Here is a 20,771-nt window from a genome sequence, read left to right on the forward strand (position 1 = left end):
ATAGTTCAAGATGGTGGAAATAACACCATCTTGATAAGGAAGTAAGCATGAATATAGTGAATAATCGTCACTCATTATTTGTACTTTAGTAAGTTTTATACTTACTAAACAGTAAGTTTTATTTACATTTGCAGATTTTTACTTATTTCTTTTTCAGGCGTTCTTTTGACACCCAAGCCCACACCATTTGGCATTCGACAGGCTCTTTTCCAGACTCATCCATAATGGTGACTGGAACTAGCGTTTCACCTTTTTCAGAGCTTTGCATTTCTAAAATTTGTTCTTTGCTCAATGTCGCTGTTGCTGTCATATCACCTTTAGACGGTCGTTTATATTCAATATGCATGCTTTTGATCAATACAATTGAACTATCAGGAACATTCATACCTGTGACAAAGCCTGTTGCTGTTTCAGCAATCAGCGCCATTGCAACAGCGTGTAATTGTCCAATATGGTTTTGCATAGCACGGTGATTTTTAATTTCAACCACAACTTTTGAATGGCTGACCTCTAGGTATTTAATATTGGCTGTACCCACCATAGGCACAACTCGACCAAACGCCTTACTCCAGAGCGTACTACGAATGCCTTTAGGGAATTTAGAGGTCGCTTTCACAAGTTTAGATAAACGGTTGGTCTGAGTCATGTCTTAACCTATAGTGCTGCTAAAGAGCTTAGTCTTTGAAGTTATTAAATTGTAAAGGTACACCGAATTGTTGTTCTTTTAAAAATGCCATAACTTGCTGTAATGTATCGCGCTTTTTATCAGTTACACGTATCTTGTCACCTTGGATAGAAGATTGCACTTTGACACCACTTTCTTTAATGGCTTTATTAATTTTTTTTGCAGTATCTGAGTCAAGTCCGTCTTTAAGCTTGATCACTTGAACAATGTTTTTACCTGAAGCCGTCATTTTTTGTGGATCAAGGGCTTGAATATCAACTTTACGTTTAAAGAAATGATTTTCGAGCATGCTATAGACTTGTTCGCACTGGAAATCACTTTCAGTTGAAATTTTAATTTCTTTGGCTTTTTCATTAATTTCGATTGAAACGTCCTGACCACGGAAGTCAAAGCGTGTTGCAATTTCTTTTTGGGTGTTTTGAACAGCGTGATTTACTTCAAAAATCTCTAATTCTGAAACAATATCGAAAGATGGCATAGTTTAGACCTTTACAAATGGAAAGAATATCTGAGATGCTAGGGATGTTTTCTTCATTTGCCAAGTGTTGTTTACATCAAAGGAGTGCACAATGATCCGTAAATTAGAAATTACAACATTTGAGTTCCCAGAAAATGCCGTTATCTGGGATGTTCGTGATGCAAAAGCCTTTGCCGAAGGCCATGTTAAAGGTGCTGTAAATCAGCCTATAGATGGTTTAAGTGCTGAGAGCTTAACTCAAGTGAATTCGGATCAGTCCATTTACATTTTATGTGGTGGTGGAAGTAAAGCGCCTCGAGCTGCTGAAAAATTAGAGAGTTTAGATGGTTCTCGTGATTACGTTGTGCTTATGGGGGGAACACGTGCAGCACGTGATGCAGGCCTCCCATTAGAACAGGGTTCGTAAAAAAGCGCCGAAAGGCGCTTTTTTACTACAAATAATCAATAAAAAAAAATCATGGTTGTATCGGTTTAAAATAAGGTTTTTTCTCTTTTACTTTCTTTTGAAAGCGGTTTGGATTTAATTTTTGCAATAAATTTTGAGAAATCGGGCAAGCTTGATGAAGGACCAAAGCTACCAAGATTTCACTACACAAGGGCGCAAATAAAAAACCTTTAGAGCCCAGCCCAGAAAATGTATAAACCTCTTTCTCAGCTTCAACTTTTCCCAGTAATGGAAAATAGTCCAGACTTTGAGCACGTACTGAAGCACGACCTTGCCATTCATCTACTTTGCAGAGCGATTCTGCGTATTGTGGAAACACACTGTGGATAAGTTCATAGTTATGCACATGGTCTTCAAGCAAAACTTCAGTGTCATCACGATTGGGATAAAAAGAAGCACCTAAAATCAAATGCTGCTCATCAAGCTGCATACAATAGCCTCCATAACTGTAGGCATATTGCGGATCTAATCGGTGTTTAACATTGTTGAGCCAACTGACTTGTCCACGGATCGGGTTGAGTATCGGGAACTGCTCAAAAAAAGCATGGCTTTCTTTGGCACAACATACAATCACATGATTAAAATCACCAAGATCTGTGTGTTGGCTATCTTGTAGTGTTAATTGATGGTGATTCGATTGAGCAATACTATGAATGTGAGCATGTTTAAATTGAATCAGCGGATGTTCAAGAATTTGGTCTTTGAGTTGCTGAGGATAAATTGAACCTGCTTGAGTGAGCTGTAAACTCTCTAGTGTGGTTTGTAGCTCTAAATCATCGGATGTTTGGTTTTTAAGTAAACCTTGGGGATACTGCGCTGCTAAATCCAATAAATGCTCAGTATTTTTTTGTGCTAATTGTTGAACGGCAATAGGACGAAAAGCCTGAAATTTTGGATAATGCTGCAAAGCATGTTGCCAAGCCAAGGTCATTAAATGTTCCGAACTTTGCTCGATAGGGCAGAGTTTCGGATTTAATAAGGCCAGAGGGTTACCAGAAGCACCTGCTAAAGGCGCTGATTGGTCGTAAATTGTAACTTGATGTCCTCTTTGGGCAAATCCCCATGCGCAGCTTAAACCTGCAATTCCAGCGCCAATGATGGCAATGTGGCGTTGATGTAAATTGTTTTGAGTTTTCCATATTTTTTTTTGAATGTTTTGTGCTACAAGATCTATTGACTGCGATTGATTTTCTTCGACTGCTTGTTCAGGCGCACTCCAAATGGCTTGTAGCATTTCACGTTTATGACCAAAACCAGGCGGACGTGAAATAGTGATTCCATGCTGCTTTAGACCCCGTTTAAGCACACCTGCTACGCTAAATGAGGCAAAAGTTGTTCCAAAATCTGACAGTCTGACAATATTGTTTAAAACTTTGTCTTCCCATATGTCTGGATTACAAGAGGGGGCAAATCCATCTAAAAACCATGCGTTCACTTGTTGAGATTTAACCATTGCTGGAAATACATCATGTGCATCACCTAACCACAGATCAATTGAAAAACGTGCTTCTGGAAAGCTTAAACGGTGACAACCTGCGATGGGCAATGGATAGTGTTGAATCAACTGATCAGAAAATTGTTGAAGTTCAGTCCACACCTTTAACGCACGGGTTAAATCCTGTTTAGACAAGGGGAACTTTTCTACACTGATTACATGTAAGTGGCTGTGATTCTTTGGACGAACATTGTGCCAAAGTTGCCACAATGCCAAAATATTTAATCCTGTACCAAAGCCAGTTTCACCAACACAGAAATATTCAAAATCATCTAAATCTGCAAGTCGTGTTGAAAGATCATTACCATTCAAAAATACGTGTCGGGTTTCAAGTAACCCGTTGTCTTTAGAAAAATAGACATCACCAAATTGTTTGGAAATTGGAACTTCAATTCCATCAATACATTGCCAGTCTAAATCGGCTGTTTGAATGGCATTTGACAAAGCAGATTACCTTTTGATAATTAAAATGAAAAAACCTGACATTTCGCAGTATCAGGTTAAAGCGTGAAACTTTCTAAGCACAAAGTCAAAGCAGTGGGCTTACCACTGACGACGACGTTTGGTATAGATATAGCTTGCGATTAAAAAGCCAAGTAAAACACCAACAGCAATGGTCGCAGCACCATATAAGAACATTTGCGCACTTTGTTCACTTTGTAGAACTTGAACTTGTACACCCAGATTGTCATTTTTGAGTTGTAATTCTTGGTTCTGTGAAAGGGCTTCTAAATTGGCCTTTTCAAGTTGCTGTAAACGTGTTGCTTGGTCTTTAACCAAAGCTTTAGCTTTGGCATCTTGAGATGCTTTTTCTTTGCTAATTTGTTCAGCCGTTAAAGGTTTATTTTCTTGCGCTTGAGCCTGCGTTTGGATGCTGGAATTTGCACCTGCTACAGCAGGAATAATACTCGGTTTTGGCGGTGCAACAGGTTGGGCCACCTGAGTAGGCGCTGCCGTCGTTGCTTGAGTCGCTGAAGATTGAGTAGGCTCAGCCGAGACAAGGGGGGATAAAAGTACAAAAGAACTTAAAGTCAGACTAAGTAAGCTTTGGACGACAACGCGCATTATGTTATCCCTTAGGCAATGCTTTATTGAATGGTTTAACATCAATATGACTATAAATTCCTTCTTTTAAGAAAGGTTCGTCTTTTAACCATTCATCCAAAGCTTCACGGCTGTCAAAATCGAGAATTAAAGTACTGCCATAAAAACCTGCTTGTGGATTTTCACGATCAATCGGCATCGCGCCGGCCACGATGACACGGCCTTCAGCATCTAACTTTTCGAGTCGAGCTAAATGTTGTGGGCGTACAGCAAGACGTTTTTCTACTGTACCTGCTTGATCGGTACAAGTAATTACAAATAATGGCATGATATTTCTCGATTTTCTAAAACACTTTATTCGTCGGTAGATTTAAAGTGTTTTCGTAATATAACAAACTGGATAATAATAAAGGAAAACATGACAATCATGTCACCAAATGCTGTAAATTCGCCCCAATATTTTCCACCTGCAAATAAAAATGCGAAGAAAATATGTAAACAAGACATGACAATGAACATCGCAGCCCATGCAAAGTTTAGATTTTTCCAACCTTTTTCAGTCAGGTTTAAGACTGGACCAAATAACCTTTGAATGAGTGGCTTCTTTTCTTTACCCAAATAAGGAGAGAGCAAGAAAGCGCCAGCAAAGGCTAAATTCAAAATTGCAGCTTTGAGACGAATATAAAAATCATCACTCAACATCAAGGTGATTCCACCAAAAATGACGGTCATGAACAAAACAAACCATTGTTGTTTATCCAGACGGAATTTTTGGAAAATAAATAGCGCACCATAGACCACAAGCATTGAAATAATCAGACCTGTAGTTGCAACAAGGATGTTGTTGTTGTTTACACCACCTGCTGAGCCGATCAATTGTAATAATGGATGATCGGTGTTTTTAGGATCAACCGTTTTGTATAAATAAAAGAAAATTATGAGTGGCACAAAGTCTAAAAGTGCTTTCATGTTAAAGTATCTAGTCTGTTCAGGTTGATGGGATAGTATAAAAGATGCAAGGCATAGATTTACATACTCACAGTAATATTTCTGATGGAACTCTGACTCCAGAGTTATTGGTTCAAGCTGCCATCGAGAAAAGCATACATACACTTGCATTGACGGACCACGATAGCATGGATGGCTTAATACAAGCTGAACAATTTGCAAAAAATCAACCAATTCAAATCATTTCAGGTGTGGAAATCTCTAGTCAATGGTCTAGACCTGAGACTAAAAAAAGTTATGGTGTGCATATTGTTGCACTCAATATGCAAAATCCTGAACCATTACAACAGCTTTTAATGCAACAGAAGAAAATTCGTGCTGAGCGAGCCAAGCAAATCTGTGATTTGTTAATTCCTTTGATTCATCAGGATATTTATGCAGAAGTTGTGGCAAAGGTGGATGGTGAACCTGATCGGATTACTCGGACGCATATTGCCAAAACCCTTGTAGAAAAGGGTTTTGTTCAGCGCGCACAGCAGGCATTTGATAAATACATTAAGGAAGGTAAAAAAGCCTATGTAAAATTTGATGGTTTAGGTTTGGCAGAAACCATTCAGGTGATTCATGAAAGTCAAGGTTTTGCAGTATTGGCACACCCAACACGTTATGATTTATCAGCAACAAATACCCGTTATTTAATTGAAATCTTTGCACAATATGGTGGTGATGCTGTTGAGCTTCCACCAGCAATGGAACCTGCTTCAACACGACAAATGGTTGATCGAATGATTGCTGAACACGGTTTAAAAGTGTCTGTGGGGAGTGATTTCCATGGTGACAATATGCCTTGGATTAAATTAGGCAATATTCCACGTGTCAAAGAAGGGCAAGTTGGGATTTGGGAGAGTTTCAGATAATACACCTTGATGATGTATTCAAATACTTAGATTTTGAATGAGATCTGTTTTTGAAAGACATCTCATTTGAATGAAACAAAAAATCCCTCTAGAGCAGAGGGATTTGGGGTCGATTATAAAATCAGCTTTCTTTAACAGTATAAGGGTTTTCAAAGCCTAGTTTTTTCAAGATTTCAATTTCGAGTGCTTCCATTTCTTCAGCATCATCATCAGAAGTTTCATGGTCATAACCCATTAAATGTAAGGTGCCATGAACCAGCATATGAGTGAAATGCTCAATAGGTGTCTTTTGTTGTTCAATCGACTCTTGTAAAACCACGGGGATGCAAATGACTAAATCACCGATGGGTAATGCATCAAGCATGGGTAGAACTTCTTCAGGAATCTCACTTGGAAAAGACAATACATTGGTGGGTTTGTCTTTTTCACGATATTCAAAATTTAATTTGTGACTTTCATCTTCATCAACACAAGCAATTCCAATTTCACAATCTTGGTCTACATCAATATGATGTAGTGTTGTTTCAATGACTTTTTTTACATAGACACGTTTGAGCACCAATTCTGGTGCTTCAAACGCTTGTTGTAACGATAAGCTAAGTTTCAAAAACAGTCCTTAAACATTTTCTTGATTTGCAGCAGTATGTTCTTCATGTTGAGCATCTGCGGCAGAATCATTTTCAGAAATTAAGGCTTCTTGACGTGCTTTACGTTCTGCACGAGCTTCAGCACTTAAACGGTATTGTTCACTGTCCCATCCTTCATAAGCTTCTACAATTTTTTGTACCAGCTGGTGACGAACGACATCTCGGGAATGGAAGCGAGTGATGTGAATTTCTTTGATCTTTTCGATGATACGCAATGCGTGAGCAAGACCCGATTGTTGCCCACGTGGTAAATCGACTTGTGTAATATCCCCAGTGATCACTGCACGAGAACCAAAACCTAAACGGGTCAAAAACATCTTCATCTGTTCAGGGGTGGTGTTTTGTGCTTCATCGAGAATTACAAAGGAGTGATTTAATGTACGACCACGCATATAAGCAAGTGGTGCAACTTCAATCACTTGGCGCTCAATCAGTTTTGCAACTTTTTCGAAGCCCAGCATTTCATACAATGCATCATAAAGCGGGCGTAGATATGGGTCGATCTTTTGGCTTAAATCGCCCGGCAAGAAACCGAGTTTTTCCCCAGCTTCAACAGCAGGGCGAACCAAAAGGATACGTTGAATTTCATTACGTTCAAGCATATCTACCGCAGCAGCGACTGCAAGATAGGTTTTACCTGTACCTGCAGGGCCGATTCCAAAAGAAATATCGCTTTGTAGAATACGTTGTACATAACGTTTTTGATTGGCACCACGAGGGTTAATTCGACCTTTACGCGTTTGCAACCAGACATCATCTAAACCGGTATGCTCATTGTCTGAAAGGTCGTCTTGTAACTCACGGTCAGTTTGGCTGCCTTGAATCATCAAATGAATCGTATCAGCACTGATTTGCTGAGAGAGTTCAGCTTCTGCATGCAAACGCTGCAATAAACCTTCAGCTCTCTCAACGGCTTCTAAATCACCATCGATATAGAAGTTATCGTTGCGATGAGAAATGTTGACATTTAAACGTTGTTCGATTTGTTTCAGATGACCGTTATAAGCACCTAACATGCTTTTTAAACGTTCAACTGAAATACCTGGAAAAGCTACTGTACGTCGAATCGCTGCAGTCAAGAGATATCCTTTTTAAAGTAAAGTCTATACCCTTACATTACGCCACGTCAGGCTCAAGATTCAAGAGTTCTCCATAAACTAAATTTAGGGTCTTAATCTCTGTAACCTCAATCTCTGCAAAGCGTCCGACCCAAGAGGCGTCACCTACAAATGTTACTAAACGTGTATTGTCAGCTGTACCGACCAATAAATTTGGATCTTTATTAGAAACATTTTCAACCAGCACACGTTGGATGGTGCCTAACATCGCATCGGTTTTACGAATACTTGATTGCTTAATCCAGTGTTGAACTTTGGCTAAACGTTCTTTCTTGACTGCATCAGAGGTGTCATCAGGTAATTCAGACGCTGGTGTGCCAGGACGTTTTGAATAAACAAAACTATAAGAATGATCAAAGTCTAAATCTTGGATAAACTGATAGGTTTCTTCAAAATGTGCATCAGTTTCACCGGGGAAGCCGATAATAAAATCTGAAGATAAATGCATATCTGGACGAGCTTTACGCAGTTTGGCAATTTTTTCGATATAGACATCAATGGTGTGGTTACGCTTCATCGCTTGTAACACATCATTTGAGCCACTTTGTACTGGTAAATGCAGATGTGAAACCATTTGTGGTAGGTCACGGTAGCATTGAATCAAATCTTCATTAAATTCGAGCGGATGTGATGTTGTATAACGTAAACGACCGATTCCTGGAATCTCTGCAACCAAACGTAATAAATCTGCAAAGGTACAAATTTCACCTTCAAAAGTTTCACCACGATAGCCGTTTACATTTTGTCCTAAAAGGCTGATTTCGCGAACGCCTTTTTCAGCTAAACCGGCGATTTCTGCCAAGACATCATCCAAAGGACGAGAAACTTCTTCACCACGAGTATAAGGAACCACACAGAAAGAACAGTATTTCGAGCAACCTTCCATGATTGAAACAAACGCTTTATAACCTTCAACACGAGGTTCAGGTAAAAAGTCGAATTTTTCAATATCAGGGAATGAAATATCTACAAGTTTAATTTTATCTTTCTTCGGCTTTTCAATTTGCTCAACATGCTGATCCAGCATTTGTGGTAAACGGTGCAATGTTTGAGGGCCAAAAACCATATCGACATACGGTGCACGTTTTTGAATGTTGTCGCCTTCTTGAGAAGCAACACATCCACCAACACCGATGACGAGATCAGGATTTTTTTCTTTTAATTTGCGCCAGCGACCCAACTCAGAAAATACTTTTTCTTGGGCTTTTTCTCGAATTGAGCAGGTATTCATTAACAGGATATCTGCGTCACTTGGATCTTTGGTTAAAATATAACCGTGTGAGTCGCCTAAAAGATCTGCCATACGATGACTGTCATACTCATTCATCTGACACCCTTGCGTTTCGATATACAGTTTTTTTACTGCACCGTCGGCTGGGGTGTGCTGTGGCTGGGTTACAGTGTTTTCTGAGGCAGCTTTGGCACCATTGGGAATGAAGGTTTGAACCGTCATGGAGGCGTCTTTCCTATGAATAAAGGGAGTTTTGAATGTGTACTAAGCCTGCTATTTTAACAGACTCATAAAAGGCGCGTCATTTTATAGTATTTAGAGTGAACTCAGGAAAATATTTAGCGTCTATTGCCATTTATTGAATTGTAGGGCATTGAAAATGAAAATTATGAAGAAAAAATAGAGAACAATATTAATGATGAATCATAAGGTTACATAACACAACAGTAGAAATGGATTAGAATAATTAAACTAGGCACAAATAAGTGCATCAGTATGTTAAAGGCACATCATGCAGGTTGAGAGAAAAACGGTGTTAAAGCAGCAACTTAAGCAAAATAAATTAAAACTTTACCTTTTAGGAACAGTTGCATGTACAAGCCTGCAAGTGGCTCATGCTGCTGAAGAGCAGTTTAATGATGCTTTACGTAATGCAAATAATCCAAGCGCTTTAGAACAATACCGTTCTTCAATGCAAAATGATGCTTTGGGCTATTATCCTGAGTATTGGTCACTGAATTCAAATCTCGCTTTTCAACCTTCTGCAAATATCATTAGCTTTGCGCAACGTTATCCTCAATCGGCGATGGCGGAAAAGTTAGCTGCGGATTATGTCGAAGAAAAGGTTAAACAAGCAGATTACGCCAGTGCGCAGCCTGTATTGCAATATGTCTCTAATCCAGATCAAGCAGAACGTTGTGCTGTTGCTCAAGTTCGTGCGAAAACTGGTGACGTTTTGGTCTATGCTGAATTTAAAGATGTTTGGTTGGCAACCAATTCTCAACCTGAATCATGCAATGGTTTAGGCCGCATGATGCTTAGCAGCCCACTCATGACTGCTCAAGATCGTCAACAACGATTATATGCACAACTGAGAGCAGGGCAGTCTGGTCTAGCTATCGCTACCGCACAAACGATTGGGGTTAATTTATCATTAACCCAATTGAACCAAATCCAAGCCAATCCATTAAATTATTTATGGTCTGCACCAAAAAACAATGTAGAAGATTATGCTTATTTGGTTTATGCACTGGGTCGTGCAGCAGATACGGATTTAACCAGCGCTTTGCAGTCAGTACCTAAGTTGGTTCAGGGTGTACCAGCGGATGTACAAAAATATATTTATCGTACTGTCGGTTATATCGGCGGAACGACCGTTATGAAAAATAATTTTAATCGTGAAGTACTGCAAAATTTTGATGCAAGCTATGGTGTGCCATTCAGTGCAGAAGAAGCAGAAGTTTACGCACGACAAGCCATTCGATTTGGGGCTTGGGAAAGTGTAATTCGTGCAATAGACAGTATGAGTGTGACACAAAAGCAAGAAGACCGTTGGCAATATTGGTTGGCACGTGCTTCAGAACAACGCAATGATGCACAATCTAAAAGAACCGCCAAAGATATCTATCAACGATTGGCAATGTCGGGTGATGATTATCATAATTTGCTTGCCAAAGATCATTTGGGGCAAAAATATAATGATAGCCCTGCCAGAGAACAGCCTTCAACTGATGATCAGCAACGCTTAAATAGTGATATTCATTTCCGTCGTGCATTTACTTTGCGAAATATTAATGCGCCTGCAACATATACCAATAGGGAATGGAACTGGGCGGTACGTCAGGCATACTTAAAACATGATGATGGGCTGCTGCTTGCTGCCGCAAAACGTGCAACTGATATGGGTTGGTATGATCGTGCAATTTACGCAGCAGAACGTACTGAGAAAAAGCATAACTATGTTTATCGTTATGCCACACCTCATCAGTCGTTGGTGGTAAGTCATAGCCGTAATGCGGGTATTGATCCAGCTTGGGCCTATGGTTTAATGCGCCAAGAAAGTCGTTTTGTGACTGCTGCTCGCTCACATGTTGGTGCAGGTGGTTTGATGCAAATCATGCCAGGCACTGCAAAGTTGGTGGCAAAACAAATGGGTGAAACTTATAATCCTGCTGCACTCAGTGATGCCAATACCAATATTCGCTATGGTACTTTCTATCTGTCCATGATTCATGGTCAATTAAGCAGTAACCCTGTCTTGGCAACAGCAGGATATAATGCTGGGCCAAATCGTGCGAAACGTTGGCAGCCAGATTATCAAAATCTTTCAGCTGATCAATATACGGAATCTATTCCTCTGAATGAAACACGTGACTATGTAAAAAATGTGATGACCAATGCAGCACATTATGGAATATTGTTGGGACAAGGGCCTCAAGCGATTGAAAGTCGTATGCCTGTTATTCCAACCCGTGTTTCACAATAAAACTATTTAGACTTGGATGAAACTTTGTTGGTAAATCAATGATTTTCAAAATTTTGCGTAAATTGAAAGAATTTTGCTTAGCATGGACCTTATGCTTTGTGGGATTTTTTGGGCTCAATATGCAGTTACATGCTGCACCGCAATTACAAGGCTATGTCATGCAAGTCCAGATGACACCTGCTGTATGTGCATTAGATTCCTCTAAACAAAAACAACGCAAATGTCTCGAAGGTTATTCATTAACAATCACAGGTTTATTGCCTGAAACGACAGAGCGAAATTGCACCACCAATACATCTGCAAGTTTAACGCCTCTACAAGCCAAGGTCGTTGCACGGGTAATGCCTGAGGAAAATGCGCGTATTCAATTGTGGCGTAGTGTGGGTGGCTGTGTTCCAATGAACGCGAGTCAATATTTTAGAACAGTGATTAATTTAGCAGATCGTTTGAAGATTCCTACAGATTTAACCAGCTCTGAAAATAAGAATGTACAACATAATGCGTTAAAAACTCAATTCGTTAGATTAAACCCGGGAATGAATAACGATAGTATCCGTTTTACTTGTCAAAGTTCATCATCAAACCCTGTATTAACCGAGGTTCAAGTGTGTTATCGGGTCAATGGTCAGTATAAACAATGTTCAAATCACATTGTTTCAAACTGCCCAAATACATTCTCAATCAAAGGGACTTATTAATTCTTCTGAGGTATTTTATTTATATTTCCTATCATACTTTTGTTGAAAAGCATTCTCTTTTACATGCAACTGTTAAAGGATTGGAGTACAATCTTTGCCGTTTATGATAATTCGATTAAAACGGATTTAACCGTTTAATCACATTAACGATCCTCATTGGAGATAATTACATGAAGCAACCTGTTCGCGTTGCCGTTACTGGCGCAGCTGGTCAAATCGGTTACAGCTTATTATTCCGTATCGCTAGCGGTGAAATGCTTGGTAAAGACCAACCCGTTATTTTGCAATTGTTAGAAGTTCCATTTGAGAAAGCTCAAGCTGCGCTTAAAGGCGTAATGATGGAATTAGATGACTGTGCTTTCCCATTATTGGCTGGCATGATCGGTACTGATGATCCAAAAGTTGCATTTAAAGATGCTGACTACGCGTTATTGGTTGGTTCACGTCCACGCGGTCCTGGTATGGAGCGTGCTGACTTGTTAAAAGTGAACGGTGAAATCTTCATTGGTCAAGGTCAAGCACTTAACGAAGTTGCGAGCCGTGACGTTAAAGTACTTGTTGTAGGTAACCCTGCAAATACAAATGCTTATATCGCAATGAAATCTGCTCCTGATCTTCCAGCGAAGAACTTCACAGCAATGTTGCGTCTTGACCATAACCGTGCGTTGACTCAAATTGCTCAAAAAGCAGGTGTTGCTGTAGCGGATATCAAAAATCTTACAGTTTGGGGTAACCACTCTCCAACAATGTATGCGGACTACCGTTTTGCAACTGCAAATGGCGTAAGCTTAAAAGACAAAATCAACGATGCTGATTGGAACGCAAATGTATTCCTTCCAACTGTTGGTAAACGTGGTGCTGCAATCATTGAAGCGCGTGGTCTTTCTTCAGCTGCTTCAGCTGCAAATGCTGCGATCGACCATATGCGTGATTGGGCGCTTGGCACCAATGGCGAGTGGGTAACAATGGGTATTCCTTCTGATGGATCTTATGGAATTCCTGAAGGTGTGATGTACGGTGTTCCTGTGATTTGTGAAAATGGCGAATACACACGTGTTGAAGGCTTAGAAATTGATGCATTCAGCCGTGAACGTATGGACAAAACACTTCAAGAGCTTGAAGAAGAGCGCGCAGCTATTGCTGATATGCTTAAATAATTAAAACTTAATCTTTTAAAGATTAAATTTGAAAAAGCACTCTATTTAGGGTGCTTTTTTTAGATTCAAGTCAAACATTCTGAGAATCGATAATTTAACTTAAGCCAACTTTTGTTTGTTTTTTAATCACAAATTGAAACAAGAAAAATAAAATCTAGACTATCTTTTAAAATTATTTTCTTATAAGTTAATTGAATAAAACATGACAAATAAATTTATATAAGGAGGCAATATGATCAGGACGAACACACCATCCTTAGAATTACTATTTTCTCAACTTGGTTTGGCAAATAGTCCAGCAGCAATTGAGCTATATGTACGCACTCATCAATTGCCAGCAAATCTTTCATTACATGAAGCGCCATTTTGGAATAGATCTCAGCGTGACTTGTTAATTAGTCATTTGGTACAAGATGATGATTGGGCGATTTGGATTGATGAGTTAAACCAACAATTGCATCTAGATGCGTATAAGTTAACAGCTTAATGATTTAGTTTTCCCCAGAGCAACAAAAAGATGGCCAAATGGCCATCTTTTCTATTTCGCATCGATCAAATTAGTATTGATCAAAATCAATAAAAAATAGTGTCATTTTGAATGGGCATAATACTGCTGATCAATGCAATTTAGACTGAATCATTTGACTAAACCATGTCTCATTGCGAACAGGTCTAAATGCAGTATGTTGTTGCAGTAATGTTAAATCAAAATCAGTAGTCTTGATATATTTACTCAGCCAGTGACGAGTCAATGCAAATTCATTTTTACTCACAGATGCATAAGCCAACATAAAGTAAATATCAGCATGATGATGTTGCGCCAGTGGTTTTAATATCTGCTGAGTAATCAATGCATAACGTGATTCTTTAGTCAATTCAAAGTAAATCATATAGGCTTTGGCCAAATGCAAAGAAAGCTGAATGTACACTGACATTGGCATTTCTTCATATTCAAATCGTGCAGTTTCAAGCAACACAATTGCTTCTTGCAAAAAATGGATTTGTTCCTGCTTTGAATGACTTTTAGTGACCAGCTGTAAGCGTAAGTCCCCACGTTCAAGTGCAAGTTCAGGTGTATTGCCTGACAAATACAATTGATCTGTTTCCCCAATACGCGAGATGATTTGTTTTGTATTATCAAACATGTGCTGAATCCTCTGAATTTATGAAGAGTATTATGAGGCCTATTTCAATAATTTAAAGCTTGGCGCATAGAGATACAGCATTGCAAATTCGAAAACTGAGTATATTACAACACTGTATTGTCACTTCTTAGCCATGCGGTAATTGATAATCGCTGATGTTTGGCTTCTAGCACTTCATGTAATAAATCACTTTGGAACATAGCAATACGATTAGGCTGGGGTTCTATAATATGCCACACATTATTTTTATCCTGTAAGTGTAACTTTCCACCCCAGTCATCCTGCCATTCTTGGTGTAAATAATACACCGTAGAAATCATACGGCCATTTTTACCTTGTGGATTATCACGATGAAGTGCATAGAATTCCCCAGCGTTATAGCAGGCAAAATGTGCTTCTACATCCTGAATGCCTAAATAAAATGAGTAGTTTAAAATTTGCGAGAGTTGTTTAAGTGCATCAATATGTTGTTGTGCGATCGTAAGCTCTTCATTGATCCACAAGATATGGTCGCTGCGAATATTGCTGATCACACCATTTTGAATTGCTGCTTCACGAAAGCGATTTAAATTTGAAGTACATTCTGCAACCAGTTCAAGTCCGTATTCAGCGGAGTAAGCATTATCAATGATGGTAAATCCATGTTGATCTAAATCATCAAGAATTTGATCAACATTCCATGACTTTGGGAGTAGCAGGGCTTCCATAAATTACCAAAAAATAGTGCAATAAAGATATGTTGTTATATTAGAACAAACGATGGACAGTGAAGAAATATTTTTTCGTGTTAAAATGATTATTGAACTCAGGAATTAATCGAAACATGAATTACCGTCACCATTTCCATGCAGGCAACTTTGCCGATGTCATGAAACATGTGTTATTGCTGCAACTTTTGACACGTCTAAATACTAAAGACAAACCATATCGCTATATAGATACACATGGTGGTGCAGGTAAATATGATTTATCTACTTCTGAAGCACAAAAATCAGGAGAATTCTTAACCGGTATTCATCGTCTGGTTAAGCTTGATGAGTCGATTAAACGTAATGCGCCTGATGGTGTAAAACAATATCTTAAAATTGTTGAAGATATGCGTGCAGGTTCAGGTAAAGGTGCTTATCCAGGTTCACCTTGGTTTGCGCTTGAAGGCATGCGTGATATTGATAAAGCGACTATTTTTGAAATGCAGCGTGATGTGTTTCAACAATTGTATTTTAATATTCGTGATAAACGCGCGGGTTTACATGAGCGTGATGCTTATGAAGGCCTTTTGGGGGTTATTCCACCCAAAGAAAAACGTGGTTTGGTGATGATCGATCCTCCTTATGAATTAGAACGTAAGGACTTTCCGCAACTGGTCGAGTTGATTGCCACTGCACATAAAAAATGGCCAACAGGTGTATTTGCAATTTGGTATCCAATTAAAGACCGTGCCATGATTGATCGTTTTGAAAAGAAAATGATGAAAACAGGGATTCGCCGTCAGTTGGTCTGTGAAGTTTGTGTTTGGCCAGATGACACACCAGTTGGGTTGAATGGTTGTGGTTTGTTGGTGATTAACCCACCTTGGAAATTCTCTAACGATGCTGATGAGGCATTGCAATGGTTGTTCCCACATTTACGTATGAGTGAAAATGGTGGACATGCTGCTGTTCGCTGGTTAGTGGGTGAATGATCCATTCGATTGGATATCAACAGAAACATGAACGATGGTGTGAATTACAAATTAAGACGAAATAAATTGAGTAATTCACATCAATTTCACTTAAAAATGAATGTGATAAAATATTTAAGTGAGATATCAACAGCTCTATCAGAGCCATAGATAGGATTCAAAAAATGACAAATATAAATAAACCAGAAAGCCCAAACTCTTCTAATCAAGACCATGGATTTGATGGCATTACTTTTGAAGTGGAAGAAGAAGAGCATACCCATGAAGGGCAGAAGGTCAAACGTCGCGGAATCTATTTGTGGCCAAACCTGATTACAACTTCTGCGTTGTTATCTGGCTTTTATTCGATTATTGCTAGTATGAATGGTGACTTCACTCAAGCTGTTTATGCAATATTCCTTGCAGCACTATTTGATGGTTTGGATGGTCGTGTTGCTCGTGCAATTGGTGCACAAAGTGCTTTTGGTGAACAATTCGATTCACTTTCAGATTTGTTGGCATTTGGTGTTGCCCCTGCGATTTTAATGTATAGCTGGAGTTTGCATGATCTAGGGCGGATTGGCTTGGCTGCTTGTTTTGTTTATACCGCATGTGCTGCATTTCGTTTAGCACGCTTTAATGTACAAATTGGTGTGGTCGATAAGCGTTATTTCATTGGTGTCGCAAGCCCATTAGCAGCGATTATTATTATTGCATGGGTATGGGTTGGACAAGATTTTACCTATATTTTTGATTTAAAAGATGTTGCGATTCAAGCGACCAATGCATTTGTTATCATTGCAGTAGGTTTGTTGATGATTTCAAATATCAAATATTATTCTTTTAAAACTGTAGACCGCAAACGTGTTCCATTCTTTGTATTGCCTATAGCAGTTTTTATCCTTGCAGCAATCACTTATAATATTCCTGTAGGGATTTTAGTCATTTCGATTATCTATGCGATTTCTGGTTTTGTGACAACATTCTTAGCGAGAAAGAATACTGTTGAATAAAGTGTAAAAAGATAAAAGGGTAAGGGGGCTTGATATGCGGTTGTTTCAAGATTTCTTAGATCAGTCTAAACAGCTGAATCAAGCTCAAACGCCTATAGAACTTTGCTGTCATCCCCCTCAAGACAGGTATAAAATTATTCATCAAAAATTAGTGCTTGCCGATCTACCTGCACCATTGCATTACCTCAATTTTTTTAGTTTGATTGGACAGCCCAATAGTCCTGTTTTTTGCAATAACAATGAAATCTCGACAACTGCTTTAGATACAGCAACCCTGCTGGTCAGCTCTAGCCCTCATATGGTGGGGCAGCTAAGCTCATACTCAATTCAGCATGAATGCCAATTTCACACCGATGAAAATTGCAATGTAACCTATGCGTTTGGTCAAAAAGAAAAAGTGTTTGGAAAAGTTCCTCATTTTACTTTTCAAAGACTAGATGACGAATTGAGTGTGAATTTAAGTATTACGACATTGCCTTTAATTTCTCATTTTATTCATTTGAAATTTGGATTTGCGCAGCACTGGTCTTTGGTTGCGCACTGTAAAGGGACAATTCAATACAAAGATCAAAATTATGAAATTGAACAAAATGCTGTTTTTGAATATATGAAAACAGTAAATTTCCCTTATCTACCTTATGCACTATATACATATCAATTGATTCAAGTGAATGATGAATTACAGATTATTTTTATGCATAGTCGTGATCAGATGAATAATATTTTACATTCACGTATCTATATTCGAGATATTCAAAACAATGAAACAAAAATGCTTGATCGACAGGTCTGTTTCAATATTCACCGTGTGTTCCCTAAAGTCACAACAGTAAATCATCAGGAGATGTATTTACCACGCGAGTTCGAATGGCAATATCAAGATGAAAATACCAAAATTGATATTCAAGCACAAAGTCGTGGGGATTATAAATTTGGTTTAGCCGCGGGTTATGTTGGAAGTTTTTTTTATCAATTACATCTCAATGAAGAATATTATCAAGGTGAGAGTGGTTACTGTGAATATATAGATTGTCGTCCTTTAAAATGGCAGGAAATAGACAAAGACAATAAGTTATCAAACAAATCGAGCAATCCAGTGCTGATAATGCTTAAAAATAGCTCAAAAAACAAAAAAAAGATCAATTTAGAATAATAAATAAGCAAGTGATAGAAAAAATGAAAAATAATTAAAAAAAGGGGTTGTGTTGAGTTGTTAATGCTGTAGAATGCACATCCATCGGCGGTGATGTTAAATAAAACTTCTGATAAATCAGGCACTTGATTAAGTTGTTAAGATTTCGAATTGAGATTTTAAGATGAGGTTAGGGTTGGGTTTGTTAGAAAAAATAATTAACATTATAGATTGACTTTTTAGAGATAGAGAGTAGTATAGCCGACCTAGCTTGATGCTGACGAAGCATTGAGAAGATCATTAAGAGAATATGAAGAACAACTTGTGTGGATTTTTACTGATTGATTGATCGAAATATTATCATTGATTGATTGGTTTAAATTACTCGAAGTTTATTTGAGAGAATTTGTCAGTACATTGATGAGCCAGAATTGTGACCTTAAGTCACTAATGATTTTTAACTGAAGAGTTTGATCATGGCTCAGATTGAACGCTGGCGGCAGGCTTAACACATGCAAGTCGAGCGGGGGAGATTGCTTCGGTAATTGACCTAGCGGCGGACGGGTGAGTAATACTTAGGAATCTGCCTATTAATGGGGGACAACATCTCGAAAGGGATGCTAATACCGCATACGCCCTACGGGGGAAAGCAGGGGATCACTTGTGACCTTGCGTTAATAGATGAGCCTAAGTCGGATTAGCTAGTTGGTGGGGTAAAGGCCTACCAAGGCGACGATCTGTAGCGGGTCTGAGAGGATGATCCGCCACACTGGGACTGAGACACGGCCCAGACTCCTACGGGAGGCAGCAGTGGGGAATATTGGACAATGGGGGGAACCCTGATCCAGCCATGCCGCGTGTGTGAAGAAGGCCTTATGGTTGTAAAGCACTTTAAGCGAGGAGGAGGCTCTTCTAGTTAATACCTAGGATGAGTGGACGTTACTCGCAGAATAAGCACCGGCTAACTCTGTGCCAGCAGCCGCGGTAATACAGAGGGTGCGAGCGTTAATCGGATTTACTGGGCGTAAAGCGTGCGTAGGCGGCTTTTTAAGTCGGATGTGAAATCCCCGAGCTTAACTTGGGAATTGCATTCGATACTGGGAAGCTAGAGTATGGGAGAGGATGGTAGAATTCCAGGTGTAGCGGTGAAATGCGTAGAGATCTGGAGGAATACCGATGGCGAAGGCAGCCATCTGGCCTAATACTGACGCTGAGGTACGAAAGCATGGGGAGCAAACAGGATTAGATACCCTGGTAGTCCATGCCGTAAACGATGTCTACTAGCCGTTGGGGCCTTTGAGGCTTTAGTGGCGCAGCTAACGCGATAAGTAGACCGCCTGGGGAGTACGGTCGCAAGACTAAAACTCAAATGAATTGACGGGGGCCCGCACAAGCGGTGGAGCATGTGGTTTAATTCGATGCAACGCGAAGAACCTTACCTGGTCTTGACATAGTAAGAACTTTCCAGAGATGGATTGGTGCCTTCGGGAACTTACATACAGGTGCTGCATGGCTGTCGTCAGCTCGTGTCGTGAGATGTTGGGTTAAGTCCCGCAACGAGCGCAACCCTTTTCCTTATTTGCCAGCACTTCGGGTGGGAACTTTAAGGATACTGCCAGTGACAAACTGGAGGAAGGCGGGGACGACGTCAAGTCATCATGGCCCTTACGACCAGGGCTACACACGTGCTACAATGGTCGGTACAAAGGGTTGCTACCTAGCGATAGGATGCTAATCTCAAAAAGCCGATCGTAGTCCGGATTGGAGTCTGCAACTCGACTCCATGAAGTCGGAATCGCTAGTAATCGCGGATCAGAATGCCGCGGTGAATACGTTCCCGGGCCTTGTACACACCGCCCGTCACACCATGGGAGTTTGTTGCACCAGAAGTAGGTAGTCTAACCGTAAGGAGGACGCTTACCACGGTGTGGCCGATGACTGGGGTGAAGTCGTAACAAGGTAGCCGTAGGGGAACCTGCGGCTGGATCACCTCCTTAACGAAAGATTGACGATTGGTAAGAATCCACAACAAGTTGTTCTTCATTGATGTATCTGAGGGTCTGTAGCTCAGTTGGTTAGAGCACACGCTTGATAAGCGTGGGGTCACAAGTTCAAGTCTTGTCAGACCCACCAAGTCTACTGAACACAGAAGAGCAGATATATTAAGATCTTAAGCTGGGGACTTAGCTTAGTTGGTAGAGCGCCTGCTTTGCACGCAGGAGGTCAACGGTTCGACTCCGTTAGTCTCCACCACTAATTACAGACTAAGTGATTACAGAACTTAGTAAGCCGATAGCTTATTAAGTTCTGTGATTTATCACAGTTAACTACTCGCTGACGAGGCGGTAGTGAATCATTAACAGAATATATTTGAGTTGAAATAATTGTTTAACTCGTTTTAGTTGATGTTAGCAAGCAATTGTTAATATTGAATGAAATGAGAACTAGCGATAAAACTGAATCAAGCGTTTTG

At 39.6% G+C, this 20,771-nt stretch carries 20 protein-coding genes, 2 tRNA genes and 1 rRNA gene; 12 read left to right on the forward strand and 11 right to left on the reverse strand.

Annotated elements, in window-relative coordinates:
- Positions 1-142 precede the first annotated feature (142 nt).
- Together AC4CUY_RS01545 and AC4CUY_RS01550 are read right to left on the reverse strand one after the other, a co-directional pair.
- Positions 143-646, reverse strand: coding sequence for a DUF4442 domain-containing protein (locus tag AC4CUY_RS01545; RefSeq protein WP_004717985.1), 504 nt, complete (start codon positions 644-646; stop codon positions 143-145).
- A gap of 28 nt (positions 647-674) precedes the next feature.
- Complete coding sequence (locus AC4CUY_RS01550) at positions 675-1,163, reverse strand: YajQ family cyclic di-GMP-binding protein (RefSeq protein WP_336952154.1); 489 nt, start codon at positions 1,161-1,163, stop codon at positions 675-677.
- A 91-nt stretch (positions 1,164-1,254) separates the two neighbouring features.
- Here AC4CUY_RS01550 and AC4CUY_RS01555 point away from each other — a divergent pair, with 91 nt between their 5' ends.
- A complete protein-coding gene (locus tag AC4CUY_RS01555) occupies positions 1,255-1,569 on the forward strand; it encodes a rhodanese-like domain-containing protein (protein WP_336952153.1) in 315 nt (104 codons plus the stop codon).
- A 49-nt stretch (positions 1,570-1,618) separates the two neighbouring features.
- On the opposite strand, the gene mnmC is transcribed toward AC4CUY_RS01555, so the two are convergent.
- From mnmC to AC4CUY_RS01575, 4 genes are all read right to left on the reverse strand, one after another.
- Positions 1,619-3,547: a bifunctional tRNA (5-methylaminomethyl-2-thiouridine)(34)-methyltransferase MnmC2/FAD-dependent 5-carboxymethylaminomethyl-2-thiouridine(34) oxidoreductase MnmC1 gene (gene mnmC, locus AC4CUY_RS01560; RefSeq protein WP_490773583.1), complete on the reverse strand. Its 1,929-nt coding sequence runs from the start codon at positions 3,545-3,547 to the stop codon at positions 1,619-1,621.
- 99 nt (positions 3,548-3,646) lie between these two features.
- Positions 3,647-4,168 (reverse strand): SH3 domain-containing protein, encoded by a 522-nt coding sequence (locus AC4CUY_RS01565; RefSeq protein ID WP_336952150.1) that lies wholly within the window; start codon positions 4,166-4,168, stop codon positions 3,647-3,649.
- A gap of 4 nt (positions 4,169-4,172) precedes the next feature.
- The gene (locus tag AC4CUY_RS01570; RefSeq protein WP_004717974.1) at positions 4,173-4,475 is read right to left on the reverse strand and encodes a YciI family protein; all 303 of its coding nucleotides are present in this window, start codon (positions 4,473-4,475) and stop codon (positions 4,173-4,175) included.
- Between the two features lie 26 nt (positions 4,476-4,501).
- Positions 4,502-5,116 (reverse strand): inner membrane-spanning protein YciB, encoded by a 615-nt coding sequence (locus tag AC4CUY_RS01575; RefSeq protein ID WP_490773584.1) that lies wholly within the window; start codon positions 5,114-5,116, stop codon positions 4,502-4,504.
- Positions 5,117-5,160: 44 nt separating this feature from the next.
- Between AC4CUY_RS01575 and AC4CUY_RS01580 the strand changes: the two genes are divergently transcribed.
- Entirely contained in the window at positions 5,161-6,012 is an 852-nt protein-coding gene (locus AC4CUY_RS01580; protein WP_336952149.1) for a PHP domain-containing protein, read from the forward strand.
- Between the two features lie 121 nt (positions 6,013-6,133).
- Here AC4CUY_RS01580 and ybeY read toward each other — a convergent pair whose 3' ends face one another.
- From ybeY to miaB, 3 genes are read right to left on the reverse strand one after another with little or no spacing between them, the layout of a single operon-like run.
- Positions 6,134-6,619, reverse strand: a complete 486-nt coding sequence (ybeY, locus tag AC4CUY_RS01585; RefSeq protein ID WP_490773585.1) for an rRNA maturation RNase YbeY — start codon at positions 6,617-6,619, stop codon at positions 6,134-6,136.
- A 9-nt stretch (positions 6,620-6,628) separates the two neighbouring features.
- On the reverse strand, positions 6,629-7,738 hold the full coding sequence (locus AC4CUY_RS01590) for a PhoH family protein (RefSeq protein WP_004717967.1): 1,110 nt from the start codon (positions 7,736-7,738) through the stop codon (positions 6,629-6,631).
- A gap of 37 nt (positions 7,739-7,775) precedes the next feature.
- Complete coding sequence (gene miaB / locus AC4CUY_RS01595; protein WP_004717965.1) at positions 7,776-9,230, reverse strand: tRNA (N6-isopentenyl adenosine(37)-C2)-methylthiotransferase MiaB; 1,455 nt, start codon at positions 9,228-9,230, stop codon at positions 7,776-7,778.
- A 289-nt stretch (positions 9,231-9,519) separates the two neighbouring features.
- Between miaB and AC4CUY_RS01600 the strand changes: the two genes are divergently transcribed.
- The 4 genes from AC4CUY_RS01600 to AC4CUY_RS01615 all read left to right on the forward strand — a co-directional run bounded on the left by AC4CUY_RS01600 (position 9,520) and on the right by AC4CUY_RS01615 (position 13,835).
- On the forward strand, positions 9,520-11,493 hold the full coding sequence (locus AC4CUY_RS01600; protein WP_151801732.1) for a lytic transglycosylase domain-containing protein: 1,974 nt from the start codon (positions 9,520-9,522) through the stop codon (positions 11,491-11,493).
- A 38-nt stretch (positions 11,494-11,531) separates the two neighbouring features.
- Entirely contained in the window at positions 11,532-12,191 is a 660-nt protein-coding gene (locus AC4CUY_RS01605; protein WP_419358893.1) for a ribonuclease T2 family protein, read from the forward strand.
- Between the two features lie 170 nt (positions 12,192-12,361).
- Positions 12,362-13,348 (forward strand): malate dehydrogenase, encoded by a 987-nt coding sequence (locus AC4CUY_RS01610; protein WP_004717959.1) that lies wholly within the window; start codon positions 12,362-12,364, stop codon positions 13,346-13,348.
- Between the two features lie 232 nt (positions 13,349-13,580).
- Positions 13,581-13,835, forward strand: coding sequence for a DUF2789 family protein (locus tag AC4CUY_RS01615; protein WP_336952148.1), 255 nt, complete (start codon positions 13,581-13,583; stop codon positions 13,833-13,835).
- Between the two features lie 130 nt (positions 13,836-13,965).
- On the opposite strand, the gene AC4CUY_RS01620 is transcribed toward AC4CUY_RS01615, so the two are convergent.
- Together AC4CUY_RS01620 and AC4CUY_RS01625 are read right to left on the reverse strand one after the other, a co-directional pair.
- Positions 13,966-14,493, reverse strand: a complete 528-nt coding sequence (locus AC4CUY_RS01620; protein ID WP_336952147.1) for a hypothetical protein — start codon at positions 14,491-14,493, stop codon at positions 13,966-13,968.
- 104 nt (positions 14,494-14,597) lie between these two features.
- Positions 14,598-15,200 carry a 2OG-Fe(II) oxygenase gene (locus tag AC4CUY_RS01625; protein ID WP_336952146.1) on the reverse strand — a complete coding sequence of 201 codons (603 nt, stop codon included), beginning with the start codon at positions 15,198-15,200 and terminating at the stop codon, positions 14,598-14,600.
- A 116-nt stretch (positions 15,201-15,316) separates the two neighbouring features.
- Here AC4CUY_RS01625 and AC4CUY_RS01630 point away from each other — a divergent pair, with 116 nt between their 5' ends.
- The 6 genes from AC4CUY_RS01630 to AC4CUY_RS01655 all read left to right on the forward strand — a co-directional run bounded on the left by AC4CUY_RS01630 (position 15,317) and on the right by AC4CUY_RS01655 (position 20,551).
- Positions 15,317-16,174 carry a 23S rRNA (adenine(2030)-N(6))-methyltransferase RlmJ gene (locus AC4CUY_RS01630; RefSeq protein ID WP_490773586.1) on the forward strand — a complete coding sequence of 286 codons (858 nt, stop codon included), beginning with the start codon at positions 15,317-15,319 and terminating at the stop codon, positions 16,172-16,174.
- A 164-nt stretch (positions 16,175-16,338) separates the two neighbouring features.
- Positions 16,339-17,166, forward strand: a complete 828-nt coding sequence (pssA, locus tag AC4CUY_RS01635) for a CDP-diacylglycerol--serine O-phosphatidyltransferase (RefSeq protein WP_004717950.1) — start codon at positions 16,339-16,341, stop codon at positions 17,164-17,166.
- A 34-nt stretch (positions 17,167-17,200) separates the two neighbouring features.
- Positions 17,201-18,319 (forward strand): DUF6670 family protein, encoded by a 1,119-nt coding sequence (locus AC4CUY_RS01640; protein WP_490773587.1) that lies wholly within the window; start codon positions 17,201-17,203, stop codon positions 18,317-18,319.
- A gap of 437 nt (positions 18,320-18,756) precedes the next feature.
- Positions 18,757-20,295, forward strand: a 16S ribosomal RNA gene (locus tag AC4CUY_RS01645).
- A gap of 59 nt (positions 20,296-20,354) precedes the next feature.
- A tRNA-Ile gene (locus tag AC4CUY_RS01650) sits at positions 20,355-20,431 on the forward strand.
- A 44-nt stretch (positions 20,432-20,475) separates the two neighbouring features.
- Positions 20,476-20,551, forward strand: a tRNA-Ala gene (locus AC4CUY_RS01655).
- Positions 20,552-20,771 lie beyond the last annotated feature (220 nt).

The organism is Acinetobacter sp. 778_lipA, assembly GCF_058242985.1.

Coding starts and splice junctions, on each gene's coding strand:
- AC4CUY_RS01550 (WP_336952154.1), bottom strand. CDS start 1,163: ATGCCATCTTTCGATATTGTTTCAGAATTAGAGATTTTTGAAGTAAAT.
- miaB (WP_004717965.1), bottom strand. CDS start 9,230: ATGACGGTTCAAACCTTCATTCCCAATGGTGCCAAAGCTGCCTCAGAA.
- AC4CUY_RS01555 (WP_336952153.1), top strand. CDS start 1,255: ATGATCCGTAAATTAGAAATTACAACATTTGAGTTCCCAGAAAATGCC.
- AC4CUY_RS01545 (WP_004717985.1), bottom strand. CDS start 646: ATGACTCAGACCAACCGTTTATCTAAACTTGTGAAAGCGACCTCTAAA.
- AC4CUY_RS01620 (WP_336952147.1), bottom strand. CDS start 14,493: ATGTTTGATAATACAAAACAAATCATCTCGCGTATTGGGGAAACAGAT.
- AC4CUY_RS01615 (WP_336952148.1), top strand. CDS start 13,581: ATGATCAGGACGAACACACCATCCTTAGAATTACTATTTTCTCAACTT.
- AC4CUY_RS01580 (WP_336952149.1), top strand. CDS start 5,161: ATGCAAGGCATAGATTTACATACTCACAGTAATATTTCTGATGGAACT.
- AC4CUY_RS01630 (WP_490773586.1), top strand. CDS start 15,317: ATGAATTACCGTCACCATTTCCATGCAGGCAACTTTGCCGATGTCATG.
- pssA (WP_004717950.1), top strand. CDS start 16,339: ATGACAAATATAAATAAACCAGAAAGCCCAAACTCTTCTAATCAAGAC.
- AC4CUY_RS01575 (WP_490773584.1), bottom strand. CDS start 5,116: ATGAAAGCACTTTTAGACTTTGTGCCACTCATAATTTTCTTTTATTTA.
- AC4CUY_RS01565 (WP_336952150.1), bottom strand. CDS start 4,168: ATGCGCGTTGTCGTCCAAAGCTTACTTAGTCTGACTTTAAGTTCTTTT.
- AC4CUY_RS01640 (WP_490773587.1), top strand. CDS start 17,201: ATGCGGTTGTTTCAAGATTTCTTAGATCAGTCTAAACAGCTGAATCAA.
- AC4CUY_RS01610 (WP_004717959.1), top strand. CDS start 12,362: ATGAAGCAACCTGTTCGCGTTGCCGTTACTGGCGCAGCTGGTCAAATC.
- AC4CUY_RS01625 (WP_336952146.1), bottom strand. CDS start 15,200: ATGGAAGCCCTGCTACTCCCAAAGTCATGGAATGTTGATCAAATTCTT.
- AC4CUY_RS01600 (WP_151801732.1), top strand. CDS start 9,520: ATGCAGGTTGAGAGAAAAACGGTGTTAAAGCAGCAACTTAAGCAAAAT.
- AC4CUY_RS01605 (WP_419358893.1), top strand. CDS start 11,532: ATGATTTTCAAAATTTTGCGTAAATTGAAAGAATTTTGCTTAGCATGG.
- AC4CUY_RS01570 (WP_004717974.1), bottom strand. CDS start 4,475: ATGCCATTATTTGTAATTACTTGTACCGATCAAGCAGGTACAGTAGAA.